At 68.3% G+C, this 14,897-nt stretch carries 12 protein-coding genes; 7 read left to right on the top strand and 5 right to left on the bottom strand.

Going from position 1 to position 14,897, the window contains the following annotated elements:
• Positions 1 to 25: 25 nt before the first annotated feature.
• From ACIQCM_RS03175 to ACIQCM_RS03155, 5 genes are read left to right on the top strand one after another with little or no spacing between them, the layout of a single operon-like run.
• Positions 26 to 736: an NUDIX hydrolase gene (locus ACIQCM_RS03175; RefSeq protein ID WP_400604262.1), complete on the top strand. Its 711-nt coding sequence runs from the start codon at positions 26 to 28 to the stop codon at positions 734 to 736.
• Positions 733 to 2,043: a quinolinate synthase NadA gene (nadA, locus tag ACIQCM_RS03170; RefSeq protein ID WP_400603337.1), complete on the top strand. Its 1,311-nt coding sequence runs from the start codon at positions 733 to 735 to the stop codon at positions 2,041 to 2,043. The genes ACIQCM_RS03175 and nadA overlap by 4 nt, the downstream gene beginning before the upstream one ends.
• 10 nt (positions 2,044 to 2,053) lie before the next feature.
• Positions 2,054 to 3,841 (top strand): L-aspartate oxidase, encoded by a 1,788-nt coding sequence (gene nadB, locus ACIQCM_RS03165; protein ID WP_400603338.1) that lies wholly within the window; start codon positions 2,054 to 2,056, stop codon positions 3,839 to 3,841.
• On the top strand, positions 3,834 to 4,733 hold the full coding sequence (gene nadC / locus ACIQCM_RS03160) for a carboxylating nicotinate-nucleotide diphosphorylase (RefSeq protein WP_400603339.1): 900 nt from the start codon (positions 3,834 to 3,836) through the stop codon (positions 4,731 to 4,733). The genes nadB and nadC overlap by 8 nt, the downstream gene beginning before the upstream one ends.
• A gap of 3 nt (positions 4,734 to 4,736) precedes the next feature.
• On the top strand, positions 4,737 to 5,897 hold the full coding sequence (locus ACIQCM_RS03155) for a cysteine desulfurase family protein (protein WP_400603340.1): 1,161 nt from the start codon (positions 4,737 to 4,739) through the stop codon (positions 5,895 to 5,897).
• Positions 5,898 to 5,916: 19 nt separating this feature from the next.
• Here the strand turns inward: ACIQCM_RS03155 and ACIQCM_RS03150 are convergent, their stop codons facing one another.
• Positions 5,917 to 6,576, bottom strand: coding sequence for a DUF1684 domain-containing protein (locus tag ACIQCM_RS03150; RefSeq protein WP_400603341.1), 660 nt, complete (start codon positions 6,574 to 6,576; stop codon positions 5,917 to 5,919).
• Between the two features lie 129 nt (positions 6,577 to 6,705).
• Here ACIQCM_RS03150 and ACIQCM_RS03145 point away from each other — a divergent pair, with 129 nt between their 5' ends.
• Together ACIQCM_RS03145 and ACIQCM_RS03140 are read left to right on the top strand one after the other, a co-directional pair.
• A complete protein-coding gene (locus ACIQCM_RS03145; protein ID WP_400603342.1) occupies positions 6,706 to 7,530 on the top strand; it encodes a hypothetical protein in 825 nt (274 codons plus the stop codon).
• A gap of 74 nt (positions 7,531 to 7,604) precedes the next feature.
• Positions 7,605 to 8,408, top strand: coding sequence for a transglutaminase family protein (locus ACIQCM_RS03140; RefSeq protein ID WP_400603343.1), 804 nt, complete (start codon positions 7,605 to 7,607; stop codon positions 8,406 to 8,408).
• Here the strand turns inward: ACIQCM_RS03140 and ACIQCM_RS03135 are convergent.
• The 4 genes from ACIQCM_RS03135 to ACIQCM_RS03120 all read right to left on the bottom strand — a co-directional run bounded on the left by ACIQCM_RS03135 (position 8,405) and on the right by ACIQCM_RS03120 (position 14,863).
• The gene (locus ACIQCM_RS03135; protein ID WP_400603344.1) at positions 8,405 to 8,866 is read right to left on the bottom strand and encodes a MarR family winged helix-turn-helix transcriptional regulator; all 462 of its coding nucleotides are present in this window, start codon (positions 8,864 to 8,866) and stop codon (positions 8,405 to 8,407) included. The two genes, ACIQCM_RS03140 and ACIQCM_RS03135, sit on opposite strands and share 4 nt — an antisense overlap.
• On the bottom strand, positions 8,867 to 9,976 hold the full coding sequence (locus ACIQCM_RS03130; RefSeq protein WP_400603345.1) for an LLM class flavin-dependent oxidoreductase: 1,110 nt from the start codon (positions 9,974 to 9,976) through the stop codon (positions 8,867 to 8,869).
• Positions 9,977 to 10,099: 123 nt separating this feature from the next.
• The gene (locus ACIQCM_RS03125) at positions 10,100 to 13,339 is read right to left on the bottom strand and encodes an efflux RND transporter permease subunit (RefSeq protein WP_400603346.1); all 3,240 of its coding nucleotides are present in this window, start codon (positions 13,337 to 13,339) and stop codon (positions 10,100 to 10,102) included.
• A 21-nt stretch (positions 13,340 to 13,360) separates the two neighbouring features.
• Complete coding sequence (locus ACIQCM_RS03120) at positions 13,361 to 14,863, bottom strand: malate:quinone oxidoreductase (protein ID WP_400603347.1); 1,503 nt, start codon at positions 14,861 to 14,863, stop codon at positions 13,361 to 13,363.
• Positions 14,864 to 14,897: the final 34 nt, after the last annotated feature.

The raw sequence follows: 14,897 nt of genomic DNA, 5'->3' as shown, positions 1-14,897 counted from the left end.
CCCGGCGGCCGAGGGTGGTGGAATCTTGTTCAACAGTGCTGCGAACGTTTCGGAGCGCCGCACCGCGCCGCCCGCGCTGGCCATCTCCACGGTAATTTTTGCCCTGCGCCCCAGTGCCACCTCCGGCCGCCCCACGCTCTGGTTGCCACTGGTCCGCCGGATCCGCGAACCCTACAAGGGGATGTGGGCCCTGCCGGGAGGGCCGCTCAGCCACGATGAGTCGCTGCAGGACGCGGCCTCCCGCAACCTGCGGGAGACTACCGGCCTGGCCCCCACCTACCTGGAACAGCTTTACGCCTTTGGCGGCCTGCACCGCTCGCCGTCCCAACGGGTGGTGTCCATCGTGTACTGGGCCCTGGTCCAGCCCACCGAGGCCGCCCTGGCTGACGAATCGGAAAATGTCCGCTGGTTCCGAGCTGACCGCCCTGGCCGCCTGGCCTTCGACCACAACGCCATCGTGGACTATGCCCTCTGGCGCCTGCGGAACAAGCTGGCCTACGGGTCGGTGGCCTACCACCTGCTGGGCGAGTACTTCACGCTGGCCCAGGTCCGCGAGGTCTATGAGGCGGTCCTTGACCGCAGGCTGGATCCCGCAAACTTCCGCCGGCAGCTCAAGGCTGCTCCGGAAATCGAAGAAACCGGCGAGTACCTCCAGGGCGGCAAGCACCGTCCGCCCCGCCTTTACCGTTACACCGGCCGGCCCGGCCTGGATCCAGACAACAGGAGCACACCATGAGCAGCGTCAACACTGCCATCCAGCTGATCACGCGAGAGCAGGCCGCCAACAGCGGCACCGCCGGAGCGGGCACCTGCAGCCCCGCTCTCGCCAAGGGACCCTGGGACTTCGACCTCGCCGAGGCGCTGGCCGGCGCACCCGCCTACGGCCCCGGCGCCTCAAGCGGAGACATCGCGCCTGCAGCCACGCCGCGCCAGGGACAGCTGCCCGAGGAATACAAGCAGGCCGGCGACGAAGAACTCGCCCGCCGGATCCTGGCCGCCAAGGCAACGCTGGGGGACCGGGCCGTCATCCTGGGCCATTTCTACCAGCGCGACGAGGTGGTGCAGTTCGCCGACTTCGTGGGCGACTCCTTCCAGCTGGCCAACGCGGCGCTGACCCGGCCTGACGCCGAAGCGATCATTTTCTGCGGCGTCCACTTCATGGCCGAGACCGCAGACATCCTCTCGGCGCCGGAGCAGGCGGTGATCCTGCCCAACCTCGCGGCCGGCTGCTCCATGGCGGACATGGCGGACGCCGACTCGGTGTCCGAGTGCTGGGAACAGCTCGAGGAGATCTTCGGAACAGAGCCCGACGCCGACGGCCGGGTTCCGGTCCTTCCCGTCACCTACATGAACTCCTCCGCCGCCCTGAAGGCTTTCTGCGGCGAGCGCGGCGGCATCGTCTGCACCTCCTCCAATGCGGCCACCGTGCTGGAATGGGCGTTCGAGCGCGCCCAGCGGGTGCTGTTCTTCCCCGACCAGCACCTCGGCCGCAACACCGCAAAGGCGCTGGGCGTGCCGCTGGAGCAGATGCCGATGTGGAACCCTCGGAAGGAACTGGGCGGAAACAGCGAACAGGATCTGCTGGATTCCCGCGTGATCCTGTGGCACGGCTTCTGCTCGGTGCACAAGCGCTTCAACGTGGCCCAGATCGGGAAGGCCCGGGCGGACTTCCCGGGCGTGCAGGTCATCGTCCATCCCGAGTGCCCCATGGAAGTGGTGGACGCCGCGGATTCGGCCGGCTCCACCGACTTCATCAGGAAGGCCATCGCGGCCGCCGCGGAACCCACAACGTTTGCCATTGGCACCGAAATCAACATGGTGAACCGGCTGGCCGCCGAGAACCCTCAGCACACCATCTTCTGCCTTGACCCGGTGATCTGCCCCTGCTCCACGATGTACCGGATCCACCCGGGCTACCTGGCGTGGGTACTGGAGGAACTCGTGGCCGGCCGGGTGGTCAACCGCATCATCGTGGATTCCTCGGTGCAGGAAAACGCCCGCACCGCACTGGAACGCATGCTGGCCGCAAGGCCCCAAGGGTAAGGCGCCCGCCATGTCCACTTTCCCCACGGCCGGCCCGGCCAGGCACAGCGGAGGCAGCACGCAGTCCCGGCTCATCGTCGTCGGCAGCGGCATTGCGGGACTGTACGCGGCACTGGTCGCCGCGGAGGCCGGCGTCCCGGCGGTCCTTCTGACCAAGGGCGGCCTCGGCGTGAGCAACACCTGGTATGCCCAGGGCGGTATTTCCGCGGTGCTGGACGGGCCGGCGCCCGGGGACACGGTGGACTCGCACGCCGCGGACACCCTGGCTGCCGGCGCCGGCCACTGCGACGAGGCTGCGGTGCGGGCCATGTGCACGGAAGCGCGCCGGGATATCGCCGGCCTCCGCCGTTTTGGCGTGCGGTTCGACGCGGAGCCCGACGGCGGCGGTCCCTCCCTGGGCCTCGAAGCCGCCCACAGCGCTCCGCGGATCCTCCACGCCGGGGGAGACGCGACGGGCGCCCGGGTTTCGCACGCCCTGGTCCGTGCCGTCCTGGACCGGCAGGCCCGGGGGAAGATCAGCGTCGTCTCCGGCGCCCACGTCACGACGCTCATCCGGGACGGCGGACGGGTCACCGGCGTCGAATACCTGCGCGAAGGGCGCGTCCGGACCCTGGCGGGACGCGCCGTCCTGCTCGCCACCGGCGGGGCCGGGCAGCTGTTTGCCCAGACCACCAACCCGGCCGTTGCGACGGCGGACGGACTGGCGCTCGCCTCCCGTGCCGGAGCCGCCGTAGCGGACCTTGAGTTCTTCCAGTTCCACCCCACCTGCCTGGTCCGGACCACGGCCCCTGAAGGCGGTGGGCACACGGCCGCCCAGGACGGGCCGCTGCTTATCTCCGAAGCCGTCCGCGGCGACGGCGCCGTCCTCCTGGACGCCGGTGGCCGCCGCTTCATGCGCGCCTATCACCAGGACGCCGAGCTGGCTCCCCGGGACGTCGTCTCCCGCAGCATCGCCCTGCACCTGGCCAAACTCGGCGACCCCAACGGCCACGTGTACCTGGATGCGCGGGTCATCGAAAAGCAACGCGGCGCCGGCTACCTGGCCCGTCGGTTCCCCACCCTCACCCGGAAAACCCTGGACGCGGGCATCGACTGGACCAGGGAACCCGTCCCGGTCGCCCCGGCAGCCCACTACTGGATGGGGGGAGTAGCCACCGACCTCTCCGCCCGTACGTCTGTGCCTGGCCTCTACGCCGCCGGTGAGGTGGCCTGCACCGGGGTCCACGGGGCCAACCGGCTGGCCAGCAACTCGCTCCTCGAAGGGCTCGTCTTCGGCCGCCGCGCTGTCGAAGACTTCCTTTCCGGTGCGGCGCGCCGGGGGATGGCCCCAGGCAGCGATGCTCCGCTTGCTGTCTCGGCCGCGGGCGGCCTCCCCTTGACGCAAGCTCCCGCAGCCCTGCCGCGGGCCGCGGAGAGTGCCGTCACCGTTTCGGCGGGCTCACCGGCCGGCGCGGCCGGTTCTTTTGTTGCTGACAGGTCTGTGGCGACCTGTGAGCCGTTTTCCAGGGAGGCTCTGCGGCGGTTGATGACGTCCCATGCCGGCGTTTTGCGCTCCGGGGCGTTGCTCGCAGAGGCGGCTTTGGTCCTCAGGGGGTGGGCCGCCGCCGTCCGTCCCGAAGCCGTGAGTGCTGCCGCTTCTGTTGATCCTGCGGCGCACGAGGACCGGAACCTGCTTCTCGCGGCGCAGCTGCTGGTTTCCGCCGCCCTCCGCCGCTGCGACTCCCTCGGTGCCCATTACCGAGACGACGATCCCGTCGAAACCATGCCACTTCCGAAAGCGAGCCTCCTTCATGACTGAAACCAGCGTCCGTGTCCGCGGCCTTGACCTGGCCCTGCCGGCGGCGCCGGTGCGGGAGATCCTGGAACGGGCGTTCGCCGAGGACGCCCCCGCCGGGGACATCACGTCGCAGCTCCTGATCCCATCGTCCGCCCGGGCCACGGCAGTACTGAACGCCCGCGTGCCCGGAATCTTCAGCGGGGCCACCGTCTTCCGCGACGCCATGCAGCTGGTGGACGCGGGCATCAGCGTCGAGCTGCTCGTGGCGGACGGAGAAACGTTCGACGCCGGCACGCACCTTGCCCGGGTCACCGGGCCCGCGCGTTCGGTCCTCCTTGCAGAACGCGTGGCACTGAACCTTGTGCAGCGCATGTCCGCCATCGCCACCCGGACCGCCGAGTTCGTCAGGCTGGCCGAAGGGACCAGGGCCCGTATCACCGATACGCGCAAGACCACTCCCGGCCTGCGCATCCTGGAACGCTTCGCCGTCCGTTGCGGCGGCGGCGCCAACCACCGGTACAGCCTGTCCGACGCAGTCCTGGCCAAGGACAACCACCTGGCCGTCATGACCGGCGGCGACCCTGCCCGGCTCACGGCACTGCTCGCCGCAGCGAAGGCCCGGCTGGGGCACACCACCCACTTCGAGGTGGAGGTGGACCGGATGGACCAGATCGAGCCGGTCCTCGCCGCGGGAGTGGACACCATCATGCTGGACAACTTCAGCATCCCTGACCTGGCCGCAGGGGTTGCCTTGGTGGCGGGACGGGCACGAGTGGAAGCCAGCGGCAACGTCAACCAGGGCACCGTGGCCGCCATCGCCGCCACGGGAGTGGACGTGATCTCCATCGGCGCGCTCACCCACACCGTGGCCGCCCTGGACCTCGGCCTGGATCTCGAACTCAGCGTGGAGTAGGCCATGATCTTCCTCGATGCCGCCGCCACCACGCCCGTCCGGCGCGAAGTGCTCGAAGCCATGTGGCCTTACCTGACCGGGGAGTTCGGCAACCCGTCCAGCCACCACGGCCTGGGGGAGTCGGCGGCCGCCGCGCTCGCGGCGGCCCGTTCGTCCGTGGCCGCCGCCCTGGGCTGCCGGCCGGGAGAGGTGGTGTTCACCTCCGGCGGCACCGAAGCGGACAACCTGGCCGTCAAGGGCATCGCCCTGGCCCGCCAGGCCATGGACCCGAGTCTGAACCGGGTGGTGATCAGCGCGGTCGAGCATCCGGCCGTGGAGGAATCCGCGCGGTACCTGGCGAAATTCCACGGCTTCGCGGTGGACGTGGTGCCCGTGGACGGCAACGGACTGGTCACCCCCGGTGCGTTCGCGGCGGCCCTGCAGCCCGGCACTGCCGTGGCCAGCGTGATGTATGCCAACAACGAGGTGGGCACCGTCCAGCCCGTGGCGGCGCTCGCGGACCTTGCCCGGCGCCGCGGCATCCCCTTTCACACCGACGCTGTTCAGGCAGCCGGATGGCTGCCGCTGGATGTGCGGGCCCTGGGCGTTGATGCGCTGAGCATCTCGGGGCACAAGCTCGGGGCGCCCAAGGGCTGCGGGGCGCTCTACATCCGGAGCCGGACCAGCCTGGAACCGCTGGTCCACGGCGGCGGTCAGGAACGCGGGCGCAGGTCCGGGACCTCCAATGTTGCCGGGGCGGTGGGCCTCGCCGCAGCACTGGCGCTGGCACGTTCGCGGCAGGACGAAGAAGCAGGACGGGTCTCTGCGCTGCGCGACGCCTTCACCGCAGCAGTGCTCGCCGGGGTGCCGGGCGCGGAGCTGACAGGGCACCCGGTCCACCGGCTCCCCTCGGTGGCGTCGTTCTGCTTCCCGGGCACCAGCGGAGAGTCTGTGCTGCTCGAGCTGGAGCGGCAGGGCGTGGTGTGCTCCAGCGGCTCCGCCTGCGCTGCAGGATCCGACGAACCCTCCGCCGTGCTGACCGCCATGGGCATCCCCGCAGGAGTGGCGCAGACCGCCGTCCGCTTCAGCTTTGACGCCTCGGTCAGCGCGGAGGACCTGGACGCGGCGGCCCGTGCGGTCGCGGCGGCTGTTGCCGGTGTGAAGGGCCTGGCAAACCGCCGGTAAGAACCCTCCGCTGCCGGCCCTAGTTGTACAGCTCGCCGGCCGGAATCTCCACCGCGAGCCGGTTGGCAGGCCCGGGCAGCGGGCACGCCCACGCCTCGTTGTAGGCGCAGGACGGGTTGTAGGCGAAATTGAAATCGAGCACAAAGGCGCCGTCCTTACCGCCGGCTCCGTGGAACGCCCCCTTGATGGTGTCCAGCAGGTAGCGCCCGGCGCCATAGGTTCCGTGGGGCTGGCCGGCGGTGGCATCCCGGAACGGCAGGAATATCCCCCCGCCGTACCCGCGGAGCTTCCATACCGCCAACTGGCCCATCTCAGGCAGGTCGAATGTGCCCAGGCGGACAAAATTCACCACGCCATCGGTCCCGGTCTCCACGCTCATCCGGCGCCCGGCGCCCTCGCCGGTGAGTGGGACATGGAAACGGTAGATCGGGTCATAGTCCGCGGTCCGGAGGCCGGAGAAACTGGCCTTGCCTTCGGCAGTCAGCGGCGAAGCGGGGTGCGTGGCGAACATCAGGTCCCGCTGGTGGCGCCAGTAAGAGTGCGCTTCCGCCGGGTTGTCCGCGGCGATCCGGCGGACCGTGTCGTACAGGGCAAACGTCCGCAGCCGCCAGTCGGCAACATCGAGGGCGGACATCTCCGCCAGGTCTTCGTGGGTTCCGCCGTGCTGCTCTTGCGCCATACGTCCACCCTAGTGCCCGGAACCGCGACAGGCGTACGACGGCGGTGCGCGCCGGGAGCGGCCGCGCCGGGAGCCGCCGCACCGGGGAGTCGCCGCGGCACCCGCCCGCCAGGAAGCTAGGCTGGCTGCATGAGAGGCCCGGCAGCACGCACTCCCTATCAGGCCACCGCCCCGGCGGTCATCCTGGCAACGGCACTGCTGCTGTCCGGCTGCAGCGGCCCGGGAGACGGCCGGCCCGGCTGGACGGCCGCACCGGAGGCGCCAACGGCATCCGAAGCGGGCGGCGACGACCCCGGGGCCACCGCCACGCCCGGACCCCCAGCCGGTGCCTCCGGCACCGCGGACCCGACCGCCGGGCCGCAGCCCGCGGCCACCGCGTCCGCCTGGAAAACCTACTCCGCTCCGGACAGGTCGGTCCTGTTCGAACTGCCGGAAGAATGGATCGTGCAGTCCGTGCCGCCCGCGAAGGGCACTCTGGCAGGCGCCCTTTCCATCGAGGTCAAGAAGCCCGACGGAACATTCATGGCCGCGCTCAGGACGGGACTCCCGCCGTCGTCCGCCACATGCACCGAAGCCGCCAAGCGGGAATATACGGTGCTCAGCAGCGTCCCGGCCGGAAACCTGGCAGCCGGAACGGTTGCGGGAACCATCCCGCCCAGGGTGGTGTTCCGTGTCATCAAGGGGTACCGGTACTTCGGCTCGTACGGCATCACGAACGTGGTGGCCGGGACCGACGGCCGGGCCTGCGAACTCCGCAACACCGTACGCGGCCCTGCTGCCAAAGGCGACTACTCGTTCGGCGACGTCCCCGTGCTGCGGTCGTTCGCCCCGGACGAGAAGGTGGCCCCGGCCAAGGCGTTCAACACCCTGGCGGAGGCGGGGGAGTACGCGGCGGAAAGCGAAGACTTTGCCAACGTGCAGCGGATGCTAATGTCTCTGGAGATCGAAGACTAGTCCCGCTGCCGGCCGCCACCTCAGGCCGGAAGGTGCGGAGGCTGGCTTCCCGCCGTCCACACCCCCGGAGAGTCATGGAACGCACTGTTTCCGCACGCCTGGTCTTCAAGACCACCGCCAATACCAAGGTGGCCATGGCCATCGCCGTCGCGGAAAACACCGGGTACTCCCGGCTCGGGGAATCGCTGTCCGTCGAAGCCGGCGGCGCACAGGTTCCCCTGACCGCCGTCGCGGACCATCACGGCGGCCGGTTCCATTACATGGAGTTCACTGATCCAACAGAGGTCACCGTCGAGTACTCGGCCACCGTATCCGGCCGCGGGCTGCCGCAGGAGGCAGATCTGGCCGACCGCATCCGGTACGTCCGGCCCAGCCGGTACGCCGAATCGGACCGCCTCCTGCCAACGGCGTACGCCACGTTCGGCCGGGCACACGGGTCCGCGCTGGTGGAGGAAGTCCGCGCGTGGGTGCACCGGGAGCTGCGCTACATCAGCGGGTCCTCCCGCGGCACGGACGGTGCCGTAGAGACGCTGCTCGCCCGCCGGGGGGTGTGCCGCGACTTTGCGCACCTGGCCATCGCCCTGTTGCGGGCCAAGGACGTCCCCGCCCGGCTCGCGGCCGTCTATGCACCGGGGCTGAAGCCCATGGATTTCCACGCCGTGGCCGAGGCCTGGGTCGATGGCGCCTGGCATGTCATCGACCCGACCGGCCTTGCGCCGCGCGAATCGATGCTGCGGATCACCGCCGGACGGGACTCGTCCGATACGGCATTCCTGTCCACGGTGGGAGGAAGCCTCACCCTCAGCCAGCTGCGGGTGACAGCAGTGGCAGACGTCCTTCCCGAAGAGGACCCCTCCCGGCCGGTGCAGCTGGGCTAGCGCTTCCCCAGCGCCGCCCGCAGTTTCTCCGTCAGCCGCTGGAGCTCTTTCTGCTCCGCAGCAGTCAGCGCCGGCGTCATCAGCCCAGCGATGTCCCGGACGTGTTCGCGTCCGATCTCCTTCTGCAGTTCCCGGCCGGCTTCTGTGAGCTTGAGCAGCACGCCCCGGCCATCGTTTGGGGCCGGCATCCTGGCCACCAGCCCGCGCTTCTCAAGACGTTCCACCAGCCTGCTGAGGCTTGACTGGCTGAGCAGGACGTTGTCGTTGAGCTCGTTCAGGCGGAGCCAGCCGGACGGGCACCGGGACAGGGTAAATAGCACATCGTACTCGTTGACCGCCAGCTTCCTGAACGCCGGCCCTGCCTGGAGCCTGCGCATCACGGCCACCTGCGTGCGGAACAGGGACTCCCACGTTTCGGCGGCCAGACGCACGGGGGAGGTGGAGCTTTCGGCGGCCACCTATGCCTCCGCGGGGGTCTCGGAAGCCTCCTGCGCCGCCAGCGTGGCTGCGACGCGGTTGGCGTGGGTGGGCGGCTCCGGGACGTGCGCGGGCTTCTTCTCCGCGTATTCCTTGCGGAGGACCGGGAGTACCTCCTCGCCGAACAGGTCCAGCTGTTCCAGCACAGTCTTCAACGGCAGGCCGGCGTGGTCGATCAGGAACAGCTGCCGCTGGTAGTCGCCGAAGTATTCCCGGAAAGTCAGGGTCTTCTCGATGACTTCCTGCGGGCTGCCCACCGTCAGTGGCGTCTGCGACGTGAAGTCCTCCAGCGACGGTCCGTGGCCGTATACCGGCGCGTTGTCGAAATATGGCCGGAATTCCTTCACGGCGTCCTGGGAGTTCTTCCGCATGAAGAACTGTCCGCCAAGGCCCACGATGGCCTGGTCTGCCTTGCCGTGGCCGTAGTGTTCGTACCGTTCGCGGTACAGGCCGATCAGCTGCTGGTAGTGCTCCTTGGGCCAGAAGATGTTGTTGGCGAAGAAGCCGTCGCCAAAGTAGGCCGCCACTTCGGCGATCTGCGGTGTGCGGATGGATCCATGCCACACAAATGGCGCCACGCCGTCCAGCGGGCGGGGCGTGGAAGTGAAGTTTTGCAGCGGCGTGCGGAACTTGCCCGACCAGTTCACGGTGTCCTCGTCCCACAGCTTGCGGAGCAGGCTGTAGTTTTCGATGGCCAGTTCCACGCCGTCCTGGATGTTCTTCCCGAACCAGGGGTACACCGGAGCCGTGTTGCCGCGGCCCAGGACCAGATCCACGCGGCCGTCTGCCAGGTGCTGGAGCATGGCGAAGTCCTCGGCGATCTTGACCGGGTCGTTGGTGGTGATCAGCGTGGTCGCCGTGGACAGTATGATCCGCTCCGTCTGGGCGGCGATGTAGGCCAGCGTGGTGGTGGGGGAGGAGGAGAAGAACGGCCGGTTGTGGTGCTCGCCGAGCGCGTACACATCCATGCCGATTTCCTCGACCTTTTTGGCGATGGCCACCGAGGCCTTGATGCGCTCGTGTTCCGTGGGAGTCCGGCCCGTGGTGGGGTCGGCGGTGATGTCACTGACGCTGAAAACACCGATCTGCATGGTGTGCCTTTCCGTTGCGGGCCCGGTTCATTGATTTAACAGTAAACCAATTTAGATGCATTTGCATCTACTGTCCCGTGCAACGCGTTTGGCCGTCAATTATTCCCGGCGGCAGCGCGGGCTTTAGCCGGCCTGCTCCGGCCCGCCGTTGGCTGCCCGCCGCCCGCTGACTTTGGGCACCATGCCCGTGGTCCAGTCCCGGAACTCCTCCTCGACATCGGATGCGGCCGCGAACTCAGGACGGCGCTTCAGTTCGCGCATCAGGTCCTTCTTTTCGCGCCGGCCCTCCACCAGCCGGTACAGCACGGGTACCAGCACCAGCGTCAGGGCGGTGGAGGAGACCAGCCCGCCAACAACGACGACGGCAAGCGGCTGGGAGATAAAGCCGCCTCCTCCGGTGAGCCCCAGGGCCATCGGCGTCAGGGCGAAGACGGTGGCCAGCGCGGTCATCAGGATGGGCCGCAGGCGCTGGCGCGCGCCGTGGGTGATGGCGTCCGGGACGTTCATCGCGGGCCGGCCCTCTCCAGGCCGGCGGTACTGGTTGATGAGGTCAATGAGCACGATGGCGTTGGTCACCACGATGCCCACCAGCATCAGCATGCCGATCAGCGAGGGGAGCCCCAGCGGGACGCCCGTCACCAGCAGCAGCGCCACCGCTCCGGTGGCCGCGAAGGGAACCGAGACCAGAAGGATCAGCGGCTGGACGAGGGACTTGAACGTGGCCACCATGATCACGTAGACGATGGCGATCGCGGCCAGCAGCGCCAGGCCCAGCTGGCGGAACGATTCGGCCTGCTGCGTGGTGGCGCCGCCCAGCTCCGCAGTGACGCCCGCAGGCAGATCGACGCCCCGGAGGCGCTTTTCCACTTCGGCGCTCACGGCACCAAGGTTGGAGCCCGACGGCGTCACCGACACCTTGGCGGTCCGCTGGCCATTGCTCGCAGTGATGCTCACCGGGACATCCACCTGCTCCACGCTGGCGATGCTGCCGAGCCGGACCGGCCCCCGGGCGCCGGGCAGCGCGATGCCACGGACCGCTTCGATGCTGGTGAACTGGGTCCCCTTGCCGATCCGCACCGGGAAATCAGTAGTGCCGATACGCACCTCACCGGCCGGCACCGGGCTGATGGTGGAGGCGAGCACGCCTGCCACCTGTTCCTCGTTGAGTCCGGCTGCCACCGTCCTGGCCCGGTCCACCCGGATCTGGACCACCGGCTGGCCCTCGGCCAGGTTGGTCGCCACCTCGCTGGTGCCGGGCGTGCCCTCCATCGCGGCCATCATGGCCTCGCTTGCGGTCCGGAGGTCCGCCGTCGTTGCCGCCTTCAGGGTGATGTCCACGGTGGACGATGTGCCGAACCCTCCCTGTTGGGTTCCCACCGATACCTTGCCCGAACCGGGCACCTCGGCCAGTTCAGCGCGGACCGTCTCCTGCAGCTCGTCCTGGTCCGCTTTCTCGTCCGTGACCACGGTGAAAGTGGAGTTGGACGATCCCGTGGAGACGAGGGCGGCAAAGCCTGCCTGGGCGTTGCCGGACGTGACCTGGATGTCCTTGATGCCGTCGATGGTCCGCAGCTTCTCCTCCAGCCGGATGGCGGCGGCGCTGGTATCCGCCAGGCTGGTACCCGCGGGAAGGACCTGCCGGACGGTCATGCTGTTTTGTCCTGAGCCGCCCAGCAGGTTCGTGGCCAGCAGCGGCGTCATGGCGGCGGTGGCTCCCAGCACCAGGGCCGCGGCGACCAGCGTGACCACAGGGTGTTTCTGGGTGGTGCGGAGGATGGGCAGGTAGCCGCGCTGGAGCCTGCTCCGCTGTTCGGCGGCCAGTGCCTTGGCACGGGCTTCCGCAGCGTACGCGCGGGCCCCGGGGGTTCCGGGGGGAAACCCGACGGCGGCCCCCGGGTTTTTGAGGAACCAGTATGCCAGGACGGGGACGATGGTCAGCGAGACCAGCAGCGAGGCGAGCAGCGCCATGGTCACCGTCAGGGCGAACGGGCGGAACAGTTCGCCGGCCAGTTCCCCGACGAACGCGATCGGCAGGAAGACCGCCACGGTGGTCAGCGTCGACGCGGTGATGGCGCCGGCCACCTCGCGGATGGCGGTGAGGATGGCCGTGACCTTGTCCTCGCCGTAGGTGAGGTGGCGCTTGATGTTCTCAATGACCACGATCGAATCGTCCACCACGCGGCCGATGGCGATGGTCAGCGCGCCCAGGGTGAGGATGTTGAGCGAGTAGCCGGTGGCGGAAAGTCCGATGAACGTCACCAGGAGGGACAGGGGGATGGATACGGCGGTGACCAGGGTGGACCGGGTGGACATCAGGAACACCAGGATGACGGCCACGGCGAAGCCGAGGCCCAGGAGGCCTTCCGTGGTCAGGTCCTTGATGGACTTCTCGATGAAGGGCGCCTGGTCAAAGACGGGGGTGAATTTCGCGTTGGAGCCGAGTTCGGCTTCGAGTTCAGCCAGGGAGTCACGGACGGCGTGGGAAATGGCCACGGTGTCCCCCTCGGGCTTCTTGGTGACCGATACCGCGAGTGTCTCCTCGCCATTTGTCCGGGTGATGGAGGTCCGCCCGTCGTCCTGGATTGAGACATCGGCCACCGAACCGATGGTGGCCGCCTTCTTTGCCCCGGAGAGTGGAAGCGCCCGGATCGCTTCGATGGAGTCCACCGGGCTGCCCACCTGCAGCGAGAGCGTCTTGCCCTTTTCCTCAAGCGTCCCGGCGGGGATGAGCGCCCCGTTGTTGGACAGTGCGTCGCGGATGGCGCTGAGGCCGGTACCGGCCGCGGCCATCTCCCTGGTCCTCGGCAGGATCTCGATGTGCTGGGTGGCGCCGCCCGTGACGTCGGCGCCCCGGACGCCGTCGATCTTCTGCAGCCGCGGCACGCTCAGCCGCTGGAGGTCCGCATTGAGCTCACTGAGCGGCTTGTCCGAGGACACCGCCAAAAAGACGATGGGGAAGTCGCTGATGTTGCCGGCGATGGCCTGCGGCTGGACGTCCTCCGGCAGGGTCCGCTTGGCATTGGAGATGGCCCGGTCGATCTGGTTCCGGGCACGGTCAAGGTCCGAGCCATAGGTGAAGGCCAAGGTGATCCGGGAGACGCCGTCGCGCGACGTGGAGGAGGTGGATTCCAGCCCCTCCACGCCGTTCAGTGCGGTTTCCAGGGGAGCGCTTACCTGCTTGTCCACCACTTCCGGTGACGCACCGGGCATGGCTGTGAGCACCGTAATCTGCGGGAACTCGATGGAGGGAATGAGTTCCTGTTTCAGCGAGGACATGGTGATCACGCCGAAGACGGAGGCAAAGACGGTGATCAGTGCGATCAGGGCCCGGTTTGCGAGTGAAAGGTGTGCCAGCCGGAACATCGCATGCTCTCCTGGTGGTGGTCAGAAGCTGGCGGAAACGCTTTCCAGCTGGAGGGATTTGGCCGTAGCCTTTTCAAGCTCCACGGCGAGGTCCGGATTCTCATCCAGCTTCACCCCGTAGCCGGGCATCATGTCCTTCAGCTTGGACTGCCAGCCCTTGAAGTTCCGGGGGAACGTCTTTTGCAGCAGCTCAATCATGATGGGCACCGCAGTGGATGCACCGGGGGATGCGCCCAGCAATGCTCCGATGGAACCGTCGCGGCTGGCGATCACCTCGGTGCCGAACTGCAGGACACCGCCCTTCTGCGGGTCCTTCTTGATGATCTGTACACGCTGGCCGGCGGTGATCAGTTCCCAGTCGCCGTCGCGGGCTTCGGGGTAGTACTCCCGCAGGGCTTCCACCTTGTCGCCGTGGCGCTTGGCCACCTCCTTGATGAGGTATGCGGTGAGGTCCATGTTGTCCTTGGCCACGGCCAGCATGGGGATGATGTTCCCCGGCCGGATGGACAGAGGCAGGTCCAGGTAGGAGCCGTTCTTGAGGAAGTTGGTGGAGAAGCCGGCGTAGGGACCGAAGAGGAGGGACCGCTTGCCGTTGACGTAGCGGGTGTCCAGGTGCGGCACCGACATGGGGGGAGCGCCCACCGATGCCTGCCCGTAAACCTTGGCACTGTGCTGGGCAGCGATGGTCTCGTCCGTGCAGCGGAAGAACTGCCCGGACACCGGGAATCCGCCATAGCCCTTGCTCTCCGGGATGCCCGAGGCCTGCAGCAGGTGGAGTGCGCCGCCGCCGGCACCCACGAACACAAACCTGGCATGGATCTTGCCGTGCTCGCCGGAACGCGGGTATTTCAGGGAGAGGTCCCAGCCGCCGTCGGCCGCCCGGGAAATGCCGGTGACATCGTGGCCGTAGTTGACCTCCACGCCGTTCTTGCCGAGGTAAGTGGTCAGTTCACGGGTCAGCGCCCCGAAGTCGACGTCCGTGCCCTCGGCGGCGCGGGTAGCGGCGATGCGCTGCTTGGGGTCGCGCCCCTTGACGATCAGCGGCGCCCACTTGGCGATCTGGCCGTGGTCCTCGGAGTACTCCATGCTCCGGAACAGGGTGTGGGACTTCAGCGCCTCGTAGCGGGTCTTGAGGAACCGGGTGTGGTCCTCGCCGATGACAAAGCTCATGTGCGGAACCGTATTGATGAAGCCCTTGGGCGAACCGATGAGGTTCCGGTCCACCAGATGGGACCAGAACTGGCGGGAAAGCTGGAACTGCTCGTTGATGTGCAGCGCCTTGGCGGGGTTCACCGAGCCGTCCTTGGCTGCGGGGGAGTAGTTGAGCTCGCAGAGGGCGGCGTGGCCGGTGCCGGCGTTGTTCCAGGGCCCGGAGCTTTCCAGTCCTGGCTCGTCCAGCCGTTCGAAGAGCGAAATGGTCCAGTCAGGCTCCAGCTGCTTGAGGAAAGCCCCCAGCGTGGCGCTCATGATGCCTCCGCCAATCAGGACGACGTCGGCATGAGGGGTCTTGGAAATGAAGGTCACGATCAGTCTCCGATTGCAGCGGCTCTGGCTGTCA

The sequence above is a fragment of the Pseudarthrobacter sp. NPDC092439 genome (assembly GCF_044754945.1).
Taxonomy (GTDB): Bacteria; Actinomycetota; Actinomycetes; order Actinomycetales; family Micrococcaceae; genus Arthrobacter.
Note: the sequence above shows the minus strand (reverse complement) of the source record. Positions and strands in the feature narration are given on the sequence as shown.

Excerpts from the sequence above, each read along its gene's own strand:
- ACIQCM_RS03155 (WP_400603340.1), top strand. The coding sequence starts at position 4,737 with ATGATCTTCCTCGATGCCGCCGCCACCACGCCCGTCCGGCGCGAAGTG.
- nadB (WP_400603338.1), top strand. The coding sequence starts at position 2,054 with ATGTCCACTTTCCCCACGGCCGGCCCGGCCAGGCACAGCGGAGGCAGC.
- ACIQCM_RS03145 (WP_400603342.1), top strand. The coding sequence starts at position 6,706 with ATGAGAGGCCCGGCAGCACGCACTCCCTATCAGGCCACCGCCCCGGCG.
- ACIQCM_RS03150 (WP_400603341.1), bottom strand. The coding sequence starts at position 6,576 with ATGGCGCAAGAGCAGCACGGCGGAACCCACGAAGACCTGGCGGAGATG.
- ACIQCM_RS03125 (WP_400603346.1), bottom strand. The coding sequence starts at position 13,339 with ATGTTCCGGCTGGCACACCTTTCACTCGCAAACCGGGCCCTGATCGCA.
- ACIQCM_RS03140 (WP_400603343.1), top strand. The coding sequence starts at position 7,605 with ATGGAACGCACTGTTTCCGCACGCCTGGTCTTCAAGACCACCGCCAAT.
- nadA (WP_400603337.1), top strand. The coding sequence starts at position 733 with ATGAGCAGCGTCAACACTGCCATCCAGCTGATCACGCGAGAGCAGGCC.
- nadC (WP_400603339.1), top strand. The coding sequence starts at position 3,834 with ATGACTGAAACCAGCGTCCGTGTCCGCGGCCTTGACCTGGCCCTGCCG.
- ACIQCM_RS03130 (WP_400603345.1), bottom strand. The coding sequence starts at position 9,976 with ATGCAGATCGGTGTTTTCAGCGTCAGTGACATCACCGCCGACCCCACC.